Below are 16,519 nucleotides of genomic sequence, written 5' to 3' on the forward strand. Positions count from 1 at the left end.
GACAGGAAGAGCTCACGCAGTCGGATGCAGGGGTGTATCCGAAGGCGATTCCGCGTGTATTTCTGGGGAGAATCATGCTGAAGAAACTGGCTGCCATCAGCCTTACCGCTGGCGTACTCGTGCTCATGGCACCTGCTGTCGCCTCCGCCTCACCGGTCGTTCCGACCGAGTCCGACTCGTATGCCGGCACGCCGCGGGTGAGCGTCGATGATCCGATCATCGACATCTGCGAAGTGTCCACCGTCGTCTTCGGCGCAGGCTATTTCCTGCCGTCTGAGAACGTCGGAGTGTCGGTCTCTGGCCTCAACGCGGGCGACTCCGCTGTCTCGGGCAACACGGCCGCGGCGGACGGCAGCCTCGTCGTCACCTTCCGCCCGCCGGCCGACGGCGAGGGCTCCTACGCACTCGCCTTCGACGGGTCGCGGTCGTACACGGCGACGATCACCGTCTCGCACGGCCACGATTCGGCGGTGAGCTGCGACCACGATCCCGGTGTCGCGGCCGCGGGCACGGAGCTTCCGCTCACCGGCGGCGGGCTCGAGCTCGCCCTCACGGGCGGCAGCGTCTCGCCGTGGGTTCTCGGAGGTGGGGCAGCTGCTCTGGTGGCTGGTGGAGTTCTCGTCGCCACAGGCGTCACGCGCCGTAAGCGCGCCTAGGTCAGGTCCCCGCTTTCAGCGGGAACCGACTGGACGACGGTGATCCCTCCCCCTCCGATCACCGTCGTCTGGTGAATCCGGTCCTGAACCGGAGGCCCACGGCCGCCACCTTCACTCTCAGGTGGCGGCCGTGGGCTCACTCATGTGCACCGGCCGTTCGAGGGAGAACATCCCGATCGACGTCGCCGATCACGGAGTCGGCGTCGGCGTCTCCGTCGGCGGGTGCAGCGTCTGCCGGACCAGCTCGTGGATGTACCCGTAGTCAGGGGTGTGCTCGTCCACCCCGTTGTCAGGAGTGAGCTCGATCGTGGCGACGGTCTGCTCCCGGGCCTTCGTCATCAGGTCGAAGAACTCGGGCAGCTTGTCCTGAGGCAGATCGGTGCTGATCAGCGCGGTACCCGCGGCGGCCACCTCGTTGAAGCGCGTGAGCACCGTCTGCGGGGTGAACTGCGCGAGGATCGCCTCCTGCAGTTCGCGCTGGCGCTTCATCCGATCCCAGTCGCTCGTCGTGTACCGCGATCGCGCATACCACTGCGCCGTGTCACCGTCCATGTGCTGCTCGCCGACCTCGATCCACCCGATCGCCCATGCGTCGACGTCATACGGGTCGGTGCCCTCGGGTGGGCCACCCTTGGGCAGCCGCTCCGTCACAGTGATGTCCACACCGCCGAGCGCGTCGACGAGCGCAGCGAAGCCGTGCATGTCGACGAAGACGTAGTACGGGATCTCGATGCCGAGAACGCCCTCCGCCGCATCCTTGGTCGCCTCGATGCCGGGATCGGAACCGTGCGATGCGGCGTCCGGGTACAGGCCCGTGCCGTTGTCGTCACGGCAGATCTCTGCGGCATTGCGCACGTGGTTCATCCAGCCGTTCCAGCCGCACGCGCTGGAGCTGTGGCCCTCGAAGCCGTTGGGATACAGAGCCTGCATCGGGCTTCCCTCGCTGAAGGGCGCATTGGGCAGCTCGCGCGGGATCCCGGTGATCGTCACGGCGCCGGTGGTCGCGTTCACCGAAACCACCGAGATGCTGTCGAACCTCATCGAGTCTCGGCCCTCGCCGCTGTCCGCTCCGAGCAGCAGGATGTTGTAATACCCCTCGCTCGGCGGCAGGCTGGGCCCGCTCTGTCCGAAGATCGTACTGATCGTTCCCCGGGCTGTGCCGACGTACGACGCCGCGTATGCCGTTCCGGTTCCGACGAGACCGAGCAGAAGCAGGGCGACGAGTGGGATCGCGAACTTGGACGGGCCCGGAACCCTGACCAGTCGGACGAGCCGCAGCACATCGAAGGTGAGCACCACCCACAGCACGAGGTAGGCGATCAGCAGCACCTGGACGAGAGTCAGGATGACCGCGGAGAACCAGCCTCCGCCCACCGTGAGCCACAGCAGCACAGGACGAGCGAACAGCGCCAGCCCTGCGCCCACGATCACGAGCAGCCATGCGGTCAGCGTCGCCCCGAGACCGAAGCGTCCGAGCCTGCGATTGCCGGCGAGAACCTGGGCAGAACCGGGCACCAGCAGGTTGAGCAGCACCAGCCACCACCCGCGTTTGGTCATCATCCCCGCATCGGCGGTGTTCGGATGCCGGATCGGGCGGCTCTCGATCAGTGGTCGCGCCGTACCTCGCGGCGGCGCAAGGGTCACAGGGACCCCTTCAGCCGATCGTTCTTCTCCTCGACCTGCGCTTCGAGGTCGAGCGCATAGGCCTCGACACGATCGGCGAGGTCATCGTCGGAGGTGCCGAGGATCCGCGCCGCGAGGATGCCCGCGTTGCGCGCTCCCGCTATCGACACCGTCGCGACCGGGATTCCGGCGGGCATCTGCACGATGGAGAGAAGCGAGTCCATCCCGTCGAGGTACGCGAGCGGAACGGGGACTCCGATGACCGGCAACGCGGTCATCGAGGCCAGCATCCCGGGAAGATGAGCGGCCCCGCCGGCACCTGCGATGATCACACGGATGCCGCGACCGCGCGCTTCCCGCGCGTACTGCATGAGCTTGTCGGGGGTGCGGTGCGCCGAGACGACCTCCACCTCGTGCGGGATAGCGAAGTCGCTCAGCGACTGAGAGGCGTCGCTCATCACGCGCCAGTCGGAGTCGGAACCCATGACGACGCCGACGAGGGGCGCGGTGGAGGAGTGCAGTGGCTCAGTCACCCACTCAGGCTACGGTCTGGTGCTGGGAGAAACCCCGAACGGCACACCCCTGACCGCACGCTCAGTCGAAGTGCGCCGCCGCGGCGCGCGCGACGTACACCGCGTCATCGAGGTCGTCGCCCGTCACATTGACGTGCCCGACCTTCCGACCCGGTCGCGGGCTCTTTCCGTAGGTGTGGATCTTCGCCGACGGATGCTCGGACATGGCTCCGGCGAAACGGTCGCCGAGCGTGCCGGTCTGCGGCCCTCCGAGGATGTTCACCATCACGGACCACGCCGCCTGAGGCGCGGTGTCGCCGAGGGGCAGGTCCGCGACAGCGCGCAGGTGCTGTTCGAACTGCCCGGTCACTGCGCCGTCCTGGCTCCAGTGGCCGCTGTTGTGCGGACGCATGGCGAGTTCGTTCACGAGGATGCGCTCATCGTCGGTCTCGAAGAGCTCGACCGCAAGCATCCCGGTGACCCCGAGTCCTTCCGCGATCGATCGACCGATCTCCTCGGCGACCCGGACGAGGCGCTCGGCCGCATGAGGCGCCGGCGCGATCACCTCTGCGCACACGCCCCCGCGCTGCACCGTCTCGACCACCGGGTAGGCGACGATCTGGCCGCCCGGACGACGAGCCACCTGCTGCGCGAGCTCGCGCACGAATCCGACCAGCTCCTCGACCAGCAGCGCCTCGCCGTCGGCGAGCCCGTCGAACCAGTCCTGAGCCTCGCCGGCCTCTCGGACCACGCGGACTCCCTTGCCGTCGTATCCGCCGCGGGGGGTCTTCACGACACCCTGCCCGTCGTGCTCGTCGAGGAATGCCTGCAGCTCGGAGGAGTCGCGCACCGGCGCCCAGTCCGGCTGAGGAACCCCGAGCTCTTCGAGCCTCGCCCTCATCAGGAGCTTGTCCTGGGCGAACTGCAGGGCGTCCGGCCCCGGGTGCACGGCGACCCCGTCGGCGACCAGTGCCCGCAGCACCTCCTGCGGCACATGCTCGTGGTCGAAGGTGACGACGTCCACGTCGCGGACGAACGCGCGGACGACCTCGAGGTCGTGGTAGTCGCCGACCGCGGTCGCGGCGAGCTGCGCGGACATCCCCTCGTCCTCAGCGAGCACCCTCAGCTCGAGTCCGAGCTCGACCGCCGGAGCGATCATCATCCGAGCCAGCTGGCCTCCACCGATCACACCAACGCGCAGCGCCATGGGCCGCCTCCATTTCGTCCTGACCATTCTCGCGCATCAGCGCGGGCGGCGTTCACGCGTCCCGCCCGACGCGGTACCGCGCTCAGAATCCGGCAGTGCCGTCGTGACCTGACTGCGCATCGCGGTGCGCCAGGATCTGGCTCACCTCGATCTGATCGGCCAGTGTCTCGTGCACGAGCGTCACGTTCGGGACATTGGGCAGACGCAACGGCGCATCGACCCCGTTCGAGAGGGTGATCGTTCCGACGCCCCACATCCGCTGGATCATGCCGCGGCGGACGCCGATCGTGTATCCCCGAGCGTGCGACATCTCCCGCCTGTTGCGGGCGCCGATACCGTGATTGACGATGACCCTCCGCGTGGTGAGAGTAACGGAGCGCGAGTACCAGATGACCCAGGGCACGACGACCAACAGGAGGACGATCGCCCCGGCTGCACTCAGCAGCATCCAGTTCTCGAACGGCGCCGGGAGGTTGTCGTAGAAGAAGGACGTCGCACCGAAGACGGCGATGAGCACGAGCGCCGACCAGAAGAGCCTCCGGGCGTGAGTGCGGAACCGGGCGATGAGCAGCTCTTCCGCGGGCGCACCCGGCGGTGGCATCGTCGGCCTTCCGCCGAGAGTCACGGGCTGAGTCACCCCTCCATTGTGCCCGCAACCGCCGACATCGCCGCTCGCGCGCCGGGCGTGTCAGACTCACGCCGGACGGACGTGCACCACATCTCCGGCAGAGATCGATGTCTCGGCACCCTCCCCCTGCACGACGAGCCGACCGTCCACGTCGAGTCCGGTGGCTCTTCCGACGAGGACGGAATCGCCGGGAAGGGAGACCCTGACGTCGAGACCGATCGTGGCGCACCGCTCGGTCGCGGCGGCGTGGAGACCGCTCGAGACGGCGTCGCCCGCTCCCGCGAGCTCGGAGACCAGCTGATCGAGTGCGCGCAGGTAGGTGGCGAGAAGCCTGTCGGCGTCGGCCTCGACGCCGAGGATCGCGAAGGACGTCGCGGTCGGCACCGGAAGCTCCGACCGTGTCATCGCCGTGTTCACACCGGTTCCGACGACGACCGCATCCTGAGTCGCCTGCGCCAGGATTCCGCAAATCTTGCGACCGTCGACCAAGATGTCGTTCGGCCATTTGACCGCCACGTCGTGGTCGGGAAGCTGTTCGGCGATCGCATCCGCCATCGCCACTCCGGCCGCGAGCGGGATCCAGCCTCGCGAATCCGCCGCCGAGGGCAGCCTCCGCAGCAGCACGGAGACGGCGAGCGATGCGCCAGGCGCGGATGTCCAGGAGCGGCCGAGTCTGCCGCGCCCCGCCGTCTGGTTGTCGGTGACGACAACGGACAGGTGCGGCGTCGACGGCGAATCGCGCGCTCGCTCGCTCAAGATGTCGTTCGTCGAGCCTGCTTCGGTCAGCACCTCGAGACATGAGGCGACCGCGGCAGTGAGTGGAAGGTCCACGTCAGACCTCCTCTTCGTCGGCCTCTTCGTCGTCATCGTCCTCATCGGTGCGCACTGCCCCGATCTCGTTCGCCTGCCAACGATCCCACTTCTGCATGAGCTGCGCGATCGCGGCGTGGAACTTCTCTGTGGCCACTCCGGGGGTCGTGTCTCCGAAGTAGTGCTGCACCCACATGCGCAGCCTCGCGATGGCGACCTCGTCGGCACGCACGCGTTCCACCTCGGCGACGATGTCACCCGCAGCGCCTGCGTCGAGCCATTCACAGTCCGACAGGTAGCCGTTGGTGTCGATCGATGCCCTCTCGTCGGCCGGCCGTGTGATCATCAGCGGCTTGCCTACTGCGAGGCGGTCGTAGACCATCGCCGAGATGTCGACGATCGCGACATCGGCGGCGGCCAGCTGCCATCCGAGCTCCGCGCCGTCGTCGTAGACGTGCTGTGCGGACGGATCCGCGGCGTTGGCGGCCGCGATGGCGGCGATGATGCGTCGGTGCGCGGCACCGTACGCGTCGTCGATCACGCCGCTTCGCGGGTGCGGGCGGTAGATCACGCGGTGCCTCTCCGAGGCGAGCAGCGTCGTGACGAGGGTCTCGCCGTGGGTGGCGATCGACCCGTAGTGCGCGCTCGGGCGGTCGCCCTCCCACGTCGGGGCGTAGAGCACCACGGTGCGCTCGTCCGGAACGTACGGCAGCGTGCCCGAGTAGTGGTCGGCCTGCGGCCGGCCGATCTCGATCGTCCGTCGATCGATGTCCCAGTCCCAGAGAGTCCGTGACAGGCGGTCACGGGCAGCCTGTCCTGCGACCAGGGCGTAGTCGTACGCCTTGTACTGATTGGTCGTCATGTACATCTTGTCCGACTCGCCGTGATTGATGAACACGTGCCAGCGCCTGCCGTAGCGGAACATCTGGAAGTTGCGGGTGTTCTGATTCACGTAGAGGACGACACGGATGTCCTGCGTGCTGAGGAAGCGTTCGAGATCACGGATCGTCGGGACGAAGGCGACGGGAGGACCGTCCTCGTCGAGCAGCTTGTCGGCGCCCGTCGCCGACCGGGACAGCACGACGACGGGCCAGTGCTTCGACAGCTCCACGAGAGGGCGATACCACTGCCGCATCTGGTACATGTTCACGTCGCCGTCGGCGAAGTACACCGCCACCTGGTAGTGCTCCGGCGGGTGCGGTTCGCGCTCGGCGAGGCGCCGCCGCACTCGCTGCACAGCCTTGCGCGAGGCGAGCGCCCGCTTCAGCAGACGGTAGGCCTTCTTCGCATCGGACACAGCACCCATCCCTCCAGGATACCGAGTGCGGCGGCTCGCCCCGCCTGACGCCTTCCGAGATCACCGGTGCCGGGAATCAGCGAACGCGCGAGAAGCGCATGCCATGATCGTCATGTGCCTGACAACGACATCGCCGCCCCGGAGAACGGAGTGTCTTTCGTCATGCCCGTGCTCAACGAGCGCGCCTATCTGGAGCACGCAGTCGCCTCCGTGCTCCAGCAGGAGCTCACTGTCCCGGCCGAGCTGGTGCTCGCGCTCGGGCCTTCCACCGACGGCACGACGGAGCTCGCCCAACGCCTGGCCGCCGGGGACGCGCGGATCCGGCTCGTCGACAACCCCGCAGCTCACATCCCGGTCGGATTGAACGCCGCGATCCGGGCCAGCCGCTTCGCGACGATCGTCCGCGTCGACGCCCATTCCGAACTCGCTCCGGGCTATGCGGCCCTCGCCCTCGCGACTCTCGAACGCACGGGTGCCGCGAACGTCGGCGGTGTGATGCGCGCTGACGGGCGCACGCCGTTCCAGACCTCCGTCGCGCGCCTCTACAACTCCCCCGTCGGCCTCGGCGGCGGGGCCTATCACGGCGGCACCCACGAGGGCGAGGCCGAATCCGCCTACCTCGGCGTCATGCGTCGGTCGGTGCTCGACGAGGTCGGGCTCTTCGACGAGTCGATCCGCCGCGGAGAGGACTGGGAGCTCAACCTCCGCATCCGCCAGGCAGGACATCTCGTCTGGTTCGATCCCGATCTCTCGGTGACCTACTGGCCTCGCGAGAGCTGGCTGCGGCTCGCCCGTCAGTTCCGGGCCACGGGCGCGTGGCGCGGCGAACTCGTGCGACGATACGGACGCCGCAACGGCATCCGGTACTTCGCTCCCCCGGCACTCGTCGTCCTCGTCGCGGCCGCTCTCCTCACCGGCGTCCTGCAGCTGACCGGCATCCTCTCCGGCGCTCTCTCGCTCGTCGTCGGGGCTGTGGTCTATCTGCCGCTGGTGGCGTATCTGCTGCTCGTGGTGGGCGTCGCCTGCCTTCCCGGCGGTGGCGGGCTGCGCCAGAGACTGTGGACACTGCTGGTTCTGCCCACCATGCACCTCTCCTGGGGCCTCGGCTTCATCGAGGGCGTGCTGCGCGGCGCTCGCGACACGGTCGACGCGTCCCGACTCGGCACCCGCAACACGCCACTCCCCTGACGCGCCGCACCGCCGACCGGCTCACCGGGTGACGTACCCCTGGTCCAGGATCCGCGCGACGACCCGCTCGGCGGAGCGACCGTCATCCCGCGGGTTGAACTGCGCCCGCCAGGCACGATATCGCTCGGCATAGACGTTCCCGTGCTCGCCGTCGGCGAGTGCCGCGACCAGTTCATCCTGCGTGCGGACCAGAGGGCCGGGGGCGCGGGTCTCGAGATCGAAGTAGAACCCACGGAGCTCTCCGCGATAGTGGTCGAGGTCGGGCACGAGGAAGAACATCGGCTTGCCCGTGACACTGAAATCGAACATCACCGAGGAATAGTCGGTGATCAACACGTCGGCGGCGAGCAGAAGCTGCGAGGTCTCGGGGTATCCGGTGACGTCGATCACGCGAGCGCCCGCTCGGTCCCGTCCCGTGTCGATCGTTCGCGAGTGGCCGCGCACGAGCACGACGGAGTCCGTCTGCCTCGCGAGCTCCTCCGCGTCGATGAAGTCGACCATCTCGGGTCGGTCGTCGCGCCAGGTGGGCGCATACAGCAGCACGCGCTCGCCGTCGGCGATGCCCAGGTCCGCGCGGATCGCTGCGGCATCCCCGGTGACCAGAGCGTCGTTCCGCGGATACCCCTCGACCCAGATGGGCCGTCCGAAGAATGCGTACGCCTTGCGGAGAATGCGCTCGGAGTAGGTGTTCTGTGCCAGAAGCACGTCCCAGCGTCGAGACTCCTTGATGACCGCCGCCATCCGTCGAGGAGCGAACCCCGGACGATGCAGCGCCAGCCGCTTCAGGGGCGTGCCGTGCCAGGTCTGCAGCACCTTCTGGCCGGGCTTGCGAGCGAAGCGACGGCGCAGCCAGTCGTTGACCACGAGCAGGCGGGATGCCGCGCGGGCACGCCACCACTCCGGGCTGCCCTCGACCACCGCGATCGCCCCGTCGGGAACCGCCACCGACAGGTCGACCACACTCCAGTAGCGCGTGACGTCCGGCGCCTGCGCGAACAAGGCGCGGTCGATCGCCTGCGGGTTGCAGCCGACGGCACGTCCGTAGAAGCTCTCGAAGAAGACGGCGTTCTCGGTCGCCCCGGGATGCGCGAGGTAGCGGCCCTCGAGCGTCGCCTGCCCCTCGCTCGTCTCATAGGCGGGATCGATCGGGGCCGCGATGCGCACGGTCGTCCCGTCGACGGCGACGCGCACGCCGGTCAGCACCTCCGCTGCGACGAGGAGATCACCGAGCTCCACGTCTGCAATGTGCAGCTCGTAGTCCCCGGTGGGCAGGGGAAGCTCAGGGCCGCCCCACCGTGCCGCGCGCAGCGGGAACGTCGCCTTCCAGGTCTTGCCTCCGCCGGTGATCCGCGCGCCGACCCGGGCGCGCGGCCCGATCAGCTCGGCGGTGGTAGGGCGCTGGCCGGCGCCTGCGATGACCAGCGTCTCTGCCGCCTCATCGATCCGGGCCGTGGTCATGCTGCTCCCTTCGGCGCGGGGATCCCCCGCGCACGGATTGTCTCGTAGACGCGCCGGGTGTTGCCGCCGTCGCGGAAGGCGTGCATCTCCGCGCTGAGCGTATCCGAACGCTCGGCGCGTGCAGAGAAGAGGTCCTCGTCGTCCAGAAGCGCAGACAGCTGCGGCAAGAGCGAGTCCCAGCCGGTCGCGGCGTCGTCGCCGGCGACGTCCTGGAACCGACCGTAGAAGCCTCTCGTCCGCGCGTAGTCCTCGGCGTCAGGAGCGAGGAACAGCACCGGCATTCTCAAGAGTCCCACGTCGTACGCCATCGAGGAGTAGTCGGTGATGAGCACATCGATCGCCGGCAGCACCGGCGTGACGTCGGTGAGCAGGCCGGAGCCGAGCATCCGCACCCTTCTGCTGGGCAGCGGAGGCGCATACCCACCCTCTCCGAGCGGGTGGGAGCGAACGAGCAGCACGGCATCCCGTTGCTCGAGCATCTGGATGATCCGCACCCACTGAGTCGCCGACGGGACCGCCGGATCATCGGCTCCGTCGCGCCAGGTCGGGGCGTAGAGGATCGTCCGAGATGCGGTCGACAATTCGCCGACGACGCGCGCCAGCGCATCGGACGCGGCGGCCCGACGCTCGGTCGGGTCGCCTGCGGACAGCACGTCGACGCGCGGCTCGCCCGTGACGACGACGCGGCCGTCGCCGAGCGCGAAGGCCGACTCGAGCCGACCCCTCGACCGGTGGGATGCGGCCGGGAAGACTCGGATCCGCTGAGCGGCTCGGCGGTACAGGAAGCCGACGAGACGACGCAGCAGCGGCGCACCGGGGACGTCCGGGACCTGCGTGGTCGCGGGTGAGTCCAATCCGATCCGCTTGAGGGGGATGCCGTGCCAGAGCTGCACGACGAAGGCACCGGACACCGCATAGCGGTTGACGTCGCCGAGGCCGTGCGTGACGACGACGACGCGGGCACGCGCCGTCGCCCACCACCCTCGTAGGCTGCCCTTGCGCATCGTGCGGAGGCCGAGCGCCGCGGCATCGCGGTCTTCCCGATCGGAGGACGTGAGCCACACGGTGTCGTGCCCCTCAGCTGCGGCGACACGGTGCAGGGCGAGAGCCCCATCCCCGACGCCTGCACCGCACCCGAACACCCATCGGGCGCCTCGCGGAATCACGAGGGTGCCGGCGCGTCCGGCGAGATAGAGCGGTATCCGAAGCAGCTTGGCCGCATTGCCGGAGCCGAAAGAGAAGGACGCCACCCCGCGAGCCTATCGCGGGGTGGCGTCCTTCTCGGTGAGCACGGTTGCCGGAGTCAGCCGGCGAGGTCGCCCAGGGTCACATCGGCCTCGTATTCCTTGCCGCCACGGATGTACGTGACCTTCGCGTCGCTGCCCCCGGCTGCCGCCCGCACCTGCGCCGTGAGGTCGCTGGCGCTCGTGATGGGCACGCCGTTGAACGCGGTCACGATGTCATCGGCCTTCAGCCCGCCGGCCGCGGCGGCGCCGCCACCGGTGACATCCGCGATGTAGGCACCCGACACGTCGGCATCCTTGACGCTGGCCGCATCCTGCACCGACGCCCCGAGCAGGCCATGGGTGGCTGCGCCGTCGGCGATGATCTCCTCCGACACCCGCTGAGCGATGTTCGCGGGGATGGCGAAGCCGATCCCGATGGATCCCGACTCCTCCGAGCTCCCGGAGCTCGCGATCGCGACGTTGATGCCGATGAGCTCGCCCTTGCTGTTCACGAGCGCGCCGCCGGAGTTGCCGTGGTTGATGGCGGCATCCGTCTGGATCACGGCGATCGAGATCGACTCCGACGTCTGCTGCGAGGTGTTGCCGGGCAGATCGAACTGGAACGGGCCCTCGCCCTCCTCAGGCGTCTGCTGCTCGTTCTGCGGAGCATCTTCCGAGGACGAGTCCGGAAGCGCCGACGACGCGATCTGGATGCTGCGGTTCAGAGCACTGACGATTCCGGTCGTGACCGAGTTCGACAGGCCGAGCGGCGCGCCCAGAGCCACCGCGGTGTCCCCCACGTTGAGCTTGGAGGAGTCTGCGAAGTCGATCGGGGTGAGATCTGTCGCGTCCTCGAGCTTGATGACGGCGAGGTCGTAGATCGGGTCGGTCCCGACGACGGTCGCCGAGAAGATGCGGCCGTCCGACGTGGTGACGCGGATCGTGGGATCGGCGACTGCGCCGCCGAGCGTCACCACGTGAGTGTTCGTGAGCACGTAGCCGTCGTCGCTGATGATGACGCCCGATCCGCTGCCGCCCTGATCGGAGCCGGCCACCTCGATGGTGACGACCGACGGGAGCGCCGCGGTCGCGACGGCCGTCGTCTCGTTGACGGAGCCGGGGTTGTTGACGGTGATGGTCTCGGGACCCTGGGCGACGCCCGTCGAACTCTGGTCGGAGATCCCGTTGAGGATCGCTCCGCCGCCGAAGCCCGCGACACCGCCGACGAGCGCAGCCGCCACGACGATCGCGGCGAACTTCACTCCGGCGCGCGGCTTCTGCTCTTTGACCTTGACGGAGCCGTCGACCGGCTGCCCGGGCTGCGCTCCGGTGTGCAGACCGAACGCCGCACCGGGAGAGGCCGCGGCCGGTCCGCCGACCGGGCCCGATGCGTGGCCAGGGTGGTGTCCCGGCGCTCCGAGGTACTGCTGCGGGACGGTCTGGGCGTCCGGCGCCACCGGGGCGGCCGGCGCCTCGAATGCCGGCGCGGGTGACGATGTGAACGTCGCGGGAACGTGGTGTCCCTGATATGGCCCCGGGGCGGCGACGATGCCGGGGGTCTGAGCGGCGGCATCCGTCGTCGAACGGTCGACGACCTCTGCTGCCTCGGTGGACGGCGCTGCGTCATTCGACGCAGGTGCCGTGTGGTCCTGGGTGCTGTCTTCGTTCATGGTGTGTGCTCCTTCAACAACGCCCTCTCAGAGTGACGCCTGTATCTGTGCGTTTCGTATGGCGAAGATGAGTTTCACCTATGGCCTTAGCCTGTTCTTCATGAGTGTCATCCCCGGCGCATGGCGGCGCACGGCAGCGGGAGCCGGTCTGCTCGCACCAGACGGAACCGTCGCGCCCACCATCTTCGCAGAGATGTCCGCTGCTGCGGCCCGAACCGGCGCGATCAATCTCGGCCAGGGCTTCCCCGACGAGGACGGTCCTGCAGAAGTGCTCGACGCTGCCAGGGACGCGATCTCCCACGGGGTGAACCAGTACCCGCCCGGAAGAGGGAACGCCGACCTGCTCGCCGCGATCAGCGAACACCAGCGGCGCTTCTACGGGCTCGAGGTCGCCCCCTCCACAGAGGTGATCGTGACGGCCGGTGCCACCGAGGCGCTGACCGCGACGCTGCTCGCCCTCATCGACGGTCCTGACGACGAGGTCGTCGTCTTCGAGCCGTACTACGACTCCTACGCGGCGGCGGTCGCTCTCGCCGGCGCACGACTGCGGACGGTGCCGTTGCGAGCACCGGACTTCCAGCCCGATCTCGAGCAGCTGGCGGCCGCGGTGTCCGACCGCACGCGCATCATCCTGGTCAATGACCCCCACAACCCCACCGGAGCCGTCTTCGGTCGCGAGGTGCTCTCGGAGGTCGTCCGTCTCGCCGATCTGCACGATGCGATCATCGTCACCGATGAGGTCTACGAGCATCTCGCGTTCGAGATCCCGCACACCCCCGTCGCCACCCTGCCGGGTGCCGCCGAGCGCACGCTCACGATCTCGTCGGCGGGCAAGACGTTCTCCGCGACCGGCTGGAAGATCGGCTGGGTGCACGGCCCCGCCGATCTCATCACCGCTGTGCTGACCGTGAAGCAGTATCTGACATACGTGAACGGCTCGCCGTTCCAGCCGGCGATCGCCGTGGGTCTGCGCCTCGGAGATGCGTTCTTCGCGGGTGCCGCGTCGACGCTGGCGCGCAAGCACGAGATACTCGGCGCCGGCCTGCGCGCCGCCGGGTTCACCGTGCATCCGCCCCAGGGCGGCTATTTCACGGTGGCCGACGCGTCAGCGCTCGGCGGAGCGGATGCCGCGGAGTTCTGCCGCGCACTTCCCGAACGCGCAGGAGTGGTCGCGATCCCGCTGACCGCCTTCGTGTCGCAGTCACGCCGACGCGAGTACGCCGGGCTCGTCCGCTTCGCGGCGTGCAAACGCGTCGAGATCCTGGAGGACGCGGCGACGAGGCTCGCGACGAGCTTCTGAACGCTCTCGTTCAGCGCGGACCGACGGCGTAGCGGCGCCCGCGCAGGGACGGGTTCACTGCCCGCACGCGATCGATCGTGCTCCGCTCGACTGTCGCGACCGCGATGCCCTCGTTCGTTCCCACACCGGCGAGCACGACGCCCTGCGGATCGACGATCTGCGAGTGCCCGACGCCGATCGGGGTCGGGTGGTCGGCGGCGATCACGTACGCGGTGTTCTCGATGGCGCGTGCCGCCAGCAGCGTGGTCCAGTGGTGCTCCTTGAGCGGACCGCGGACCCACTCGGCCGGCACCACCAGGGCGTCGGCGCCGGCATCCATCAGAGTGCGCGACACCTCGGGGAATCGCAGGTCGTAACAGGTCATCAGTCCGAATCGGATGCCCGCGAGCTCGAACGTCGCCGCTCCCCCGACCTCCCCCGCCTCGACCCAGTCGGACTCGGTCTGGCCGAAGGCGTCATACAGGTGCTGCTTGCGATAGGTCGCGAGGATGCCGTCGCCGCGCACCGCGACCACCGTGTTCCTCACATGAGCGGCGTCCGAGGCCTGCTCGGCCAGCCCCGCCACGATCACCACCGCGTAGTCGGAGGCCAGCGCAGTCAGTGTCGACACGAACTCACCATCGAGTGGCTCCGCGTTCTCGGCGAGAGTGGCGTCCATCGGATCCACGAAGTAGCTCGAGTACTCGGGGAACACGACCAGCCTGGCACCGCGTGCGGCGGCCTCCGCCGTCAGCTCCGCGATCCGATCCCGGTTGGCCGCACGGGAGGCGGTGGGGGCGAACTGACAGACGGCGACGGGCACAGCAACGGGCACGGCGGGGGTCTCTGGCATGCTCCCATCCTCTCGCACACGCGTCCTCGCGGCTCGATTCGCGCACTCCTGATTCGCGTGTTAGGCTATTGATCGTGCCGCGGGGTGGAGCAGTTCGGTAGCTCGCCGGGCTCATAACCCGGAGGTCGCAGGTTCAAATCCTGTCCCCGCAACGAGAATGCGACACACGAAAGGCCCCTGATCGGGAGATATTCCGATCAGGGGCCTTTCGCTTGTGTACCTCACGCCGGCCTCGCAGCCGAGCGACATCGAGATCGCTCGGCTGCGAAGGATCAGCGGTAGCTGAGTGTGAGCTCAGGACCGGTCGGCTCGACGAACTTGACTCGGACGCTGCCCAGCGCCGCCGCGCCGGCCGCGACGTAGCTCATCACGACGCGGTCCCTGTTCGCGGTTCCGCCGTCCGGCAGGATGAGAACGCGCGCGACCGAGAGCGCGTCCACGAAGTCACCCGCCGAGGCGCCCCCGACCCGGCCCTGTTCCCAGGTGCGGAAGACACTCGCCGCGGGTGAGCTGTCGCGCTGCACTCCCTCGGAGATGGTGGTGCGCGCCATCTCGTCGAGGAAGGCGAGATTGTCGAGAACCATATCGACGTCGTTGAGGACGGACTCGTCGAAGCGGTCCGGATAGTCGATCTCGATGCGCACCTGCACATCGTCTCCGTCGAACGGCACCGAGCCGTTCATCGCGCCTCCTCCGGTTCCGCCGTCGAGGGTGATCTGTCCGAGATGACGGCTCTCCATCAGCTCACACCCCCAGATTCGCGCTGAGGATCTCTTCGGCAAGGAGGCGCGAGACCTCCTGCGAAGCCGCGGAATCCGACGAGAAGAAGTCCTCGACAGTCGCGTCGAACAGCTGATGCCCTCGGGCATACTCGGCCACGGTGAGGGCCAGGCAGCGCGCCGTCAGCGCGTAGAGGTCGCTCGCCGCGTAATGCGTGCCGTTCGACGAGCGCCCGACACCGGCGCCGCGGGGAGTCGGGTTCGACGCCGGCGCGCTCCCGAGCGCCGCTGCGGCACTGGCGAGCTCCGTATCGATCCGGCCCATGCTGTTCGACACCACGGTCGCATTGCTCCTGTCCATGCTCATCGTGCCGTCACCGACCGGGTACGGGCCGAGAGCGAACGCGTCCAGATTGTAGGTGGCGTTGTCGGAGCGGATGATGCTCGCGGCTTCGGTCATCGCGTCGTTGAGCTCGTTCTCCTGCTTCTCGAGCGCCTTGTCGAGATTGCCGAGCGCCTCGTCGAGAGACGACAGGATGTCGGAATAGGTGTTGCCCTCGATGACGACGTTGCGGGCGATCCCCTGCACGGCGCTGCTGGCCGCGCCGGCGATTCCCGAGAGCACGGCCGCTGCGGCCACCGTGCCCGTGCCGGCCGTCACGATCGCGGATACGACTCCCGCCACCGCTCCGACGACGGTCAGCACGAGCGTCCCGTTGGCCGCAGCGGCGTTCCCCGCCTTCTGGTCCCAGGCGGCGCGAGCGCTGTCGCAGATCGACACGACGTCCTGTCGCGCGGCGGGCCACATGGCGGCCTGAGCGCTGTAGTTGAGCTGGAGGATCACGCATGCGTCCCCCAGGCCGTGGGTGACGGACTGGAACTGGATGTAGTACTTGTCGATGAACGCGGGCTTGAAGCTGCCCTCAATCTTGTTCGCCATCATCTCGTGCACCGAGTCATTGGCTGTGCCGATCGCACCGGTGTTCTGCACCGACGCACCCGCGCCCGAGGTGCCGAGGATCGCGGCTGCCGCCGAGGTCGCACTCGCCGGCGCCTCGCAGGCGTCGCCGCCGTCCGGCAGATCAAGCCACTTCGACACGCGGGCATCGATCGCGGCCCGGATGTCGTCGAAAGCCGGTGCGACCGAGTGGTTCACGCCGTTGCCGTCGCCCCCACCCTCGCCTGCGGCATTCGGCCGGTTGTAGAAGTTGAGCATGAAGCCCCACTTCGCGTAGATCTGGTCATTTCCCCAGTTCGGGTGAAAGCCCTGGTCCGCCATGAAACAGTCGATCGCGGCGCGCTTCATCTTGCCGATGATGTCCGGCAACTCCGAATAGTCAGGCATATCTCGATCCCCTCCAGTCTCGATTTCCGTCAAGTGCCGCCCGGACAT

The 16,519-nt window shown here is 68.5% G+C and carries 15 protein-coding genes and 1 tRNA gene; 4 read left to right on the plus strand and 12 right to left on the minus strand.

Features of this window, described 5'->3' with window-relative positions:
* The first annotated feature begins 74 nt into the window (after window positions 1-74).
* A complete protein-coding gene (locus LQZ85_RS05625) occupies window positions 75-656 on the plus strand; it encodes a hypothetical protein (protein WP_053095618.1) in 582 nt (193 codons plus the stop codon).
* A 189-nt stretch (window positions 657-845) separates the two neighbouring features.
* Here LQZ85_RS05625 and LQZ85_RS05630 read toward each other — a convergent pair whose 3' ends face one another.
* The 6 genes from LQZ85_RS05630 to LQZ85_RS05655 form a co-directional block, all read right to left on the minus strand.
* Complete coding sequence (locus LQZ85_RS05630; protein WP_222839157.1) at window positions 846-2,216, minus strand: LCP family protein; 1,371 nt, start codon at window positions 2,214-2,216, stop codon at window positions 846-848.
* An 80-nt stretch (window positions 2,217-2,296) separates the two neighbouring features.
* The gene (purE, locus tag LQZ85_RS05635; protein WP_053099056.1) at window positions 2,297-2,764 is read right to left on the minus strand and encodes a 5-(carboxyamino)imidazole ribonucleotide mutase; all 468 of its coding nucleotides are present in this window, start codon (window positions 2,762-2,764) and stop codon (window positions 2,297-2,299) included.
* A 109-nt stretch (window positions 2,765-2,873) separates the two neighbouring features.
* Window positions 2,874-3,998 carry a 5-(carboxyamino)imidazole ribonucleotide synthase gene (locus LQZ85_RS05640; protein ID WP_053095616.1) on the minus strand — a complete coding sequence of 375 codons (1,125 nt, stop codon included), beginning with the start codon at window positions 3,996-3,998 and terminating at the stop codon, window positions 2,874-2,876.
* Window positions 3,999-4,080: 82 nt separating this feature from the next.
* The gene (locus LQZ85_RS05645; protein ID WP_056278146.1) at window positions 4,081-4,635 is read right to left on the minus strand and encodes a PH domain-containing protein; all 555 of its coding nucleotides are present in this window, start codon (window positions 4,633-4,635) and stop codon (window positions 4,081-4,083) included.
* A 57-nt stretch (window positions 4,636-4,692) separates the two neighbouring features.
* Window positions 4,693-5,457 (minus strand): biotin--[acetyl-CoA-carboxylase] ligase, encoded by a 765-nt coding sequence (locus LQZ85_RS05650; protein WP_230100650.1) that lies wholly within the window; start codon window positions 5,455-5,457, stop codon window positions 4,693-4,695.
* 1 nt (window position 5,458) lies between these two features.
* Window positions 5,459-6,742, minus strand: a complete 1,284-nt coding sequence (locus LQZ85_RS05655) for a CDP-glycerol glycerophosphotransferase family protein (RefSeq protein ID WP_056278141.1) — start codon at window positions 6,740-6,742, stop codon at window positions 5,459-5,461.
* 153 nt (window positions 6,743-6,895) lie between these two features.
* Here LQZ85_RS05655 and LQZ85_RS05660 point away from each other — a divergent pair, with 153 nt between their 5' ends.
* Window positions 6,896-7,921, plus strand: coding sequence for a glycosyltransferase (locus tag LQZ85_RS05660; RefSeq protein ID WP_053099055.1), 1,026 nt, complete (start codon window positions 6,896-6,898; stop codon window positions 7,919-7,921).
* A 21-nt stretch (window positions 7,922-7,942) separates the two neighbouring features.
* Here LQZ85_RS05660 and LQZ85_RS05665 read toward each other — a convergent pair whose 3' ends face one another.
* Genes LQZ85_RS05665 through LQZ85_RS05675 form a run of 3 tightly spaced genes read right to left on the minus strand, consistent with a single transcriptional unit; the run spans window position 7,943 to window position 12,275 of the window.
* Window positions 7,943-9,379: a CDP-glycerol glycerophosphotransferase family protein gene (locus LQZ85_RS05665; protein WP_230100651.1), complete on the minus strand. Its 1,437-nt coding sequence runs from the start codon at window positions 9,377-9,379 to the stop codon at window positions 7,943-7,945.
* Complete coding sequence (locus LQZ85_RS05670; RefSeq protein WP_230100652.1) at window positions 9,376-10,629, minus strand: CDP-glycerol glycerophosphotransferase family protein; 1,254 nt, start codon at window positions 10,627-10,629, stop codon at window positions 9,376-9,378. The genes LQZ85_RS05665 and LQZ85_RS05670 overlap by 4 nt, the downstream gene beginning before the upstream one ends.
* A 53-nt stretch (window positions 10,630-10,682) precedes the next feature.
* Complete coding sequence (locus tag LQZ85_RS05675; protein WP_072591023.1) at window positions 10,683-12,275, minus strand: trypsin-like peptidase domain-containing protein; 1,593 nt, start codon at window positions 12,273-12,275, stop codon at window positions 10,683-10,685.
* 100 nt (window positions 12,276-12,375) lie between these two features.
* Between LQZ85_RS05675 and LQZ85_RS05680 the strand changes: the two genes are divergently transcribed.
* Entirely contained in the window at window positions 12,376-13,575 is a 1,200-nt protein-coding gene (locus tag LQZ85_RS05680; protein ID WP_230100653.1) for an aminotransferase class I/II-fold pyridoxal phosphate-dependent enzyme, read from the plus strand.
* Window positions 13,576-13,585: 10 nt separating this feature from the next.
* Here LQZ85_RS05680 and LQZ85_RS05685 read toward each other — a convergent pair whose 3' ends face one another.
* Window positions 13,586-14,407: a carbon-nitrogen hydrolase family protein gene (locus LQZ85_RS05685; protein ID WP_056278131.1), complete on the minus strand. Its 822-nt coding sequence runs from the start codon at window positions 14,405-14,407 to the stop codon at window positions 13,586-13,588.
* A gap of 78 nt (window positions 14,408-14,485) precedes the next feature.
* Here LQZ85_RS05685 and LQZ85_RS05690 point away from each other — a divergent pair.
* Window positions 14,486-14,559 (plus strand) — tRNA-Met (locus LQZ85_RS05690).
* A gap of 120 nt (window positions 14,560-14,679) precedes the next feature.
* Here the strand turns inward: LQZ85_RS05690 and LQZ85_RS05695 are convergent.
* Window positions 14,680-15,147, minus strand: coding sequence for a hypothetical protein (locus LQZ85_RS05695; RefSeq protein ID WP_053095607.1), 468 nt, complete (start codon window positions 15,145-15,147; stop codon window positions 14,680-14,682).
* Between the two features lie 4 nt (window positions 15,148-15,151).
* On the minus strand, window positions 15,152-16,471 hold the full coding sequence (locus LQZ85_RS05700) for a hypothetical protein (RefSeq protein ID WP_053095606.1): 1,320 nt from the start codon (window positions 16,469-16,471) through the stop codon (window positions 15,152-15,154).
* Window positions 16,472-16,519 lie beyond the last annotated feature (48 nt).

This window comes from Microbacterium sp. Bi98, assembly GCF_918698045.1.
In the GTDB taxonomy this organism is placed as follows: Bacteria; Actinomycetota; Actinomycetes; order Actinomycetales; family Microbacteriaceae; genus Microbacterium.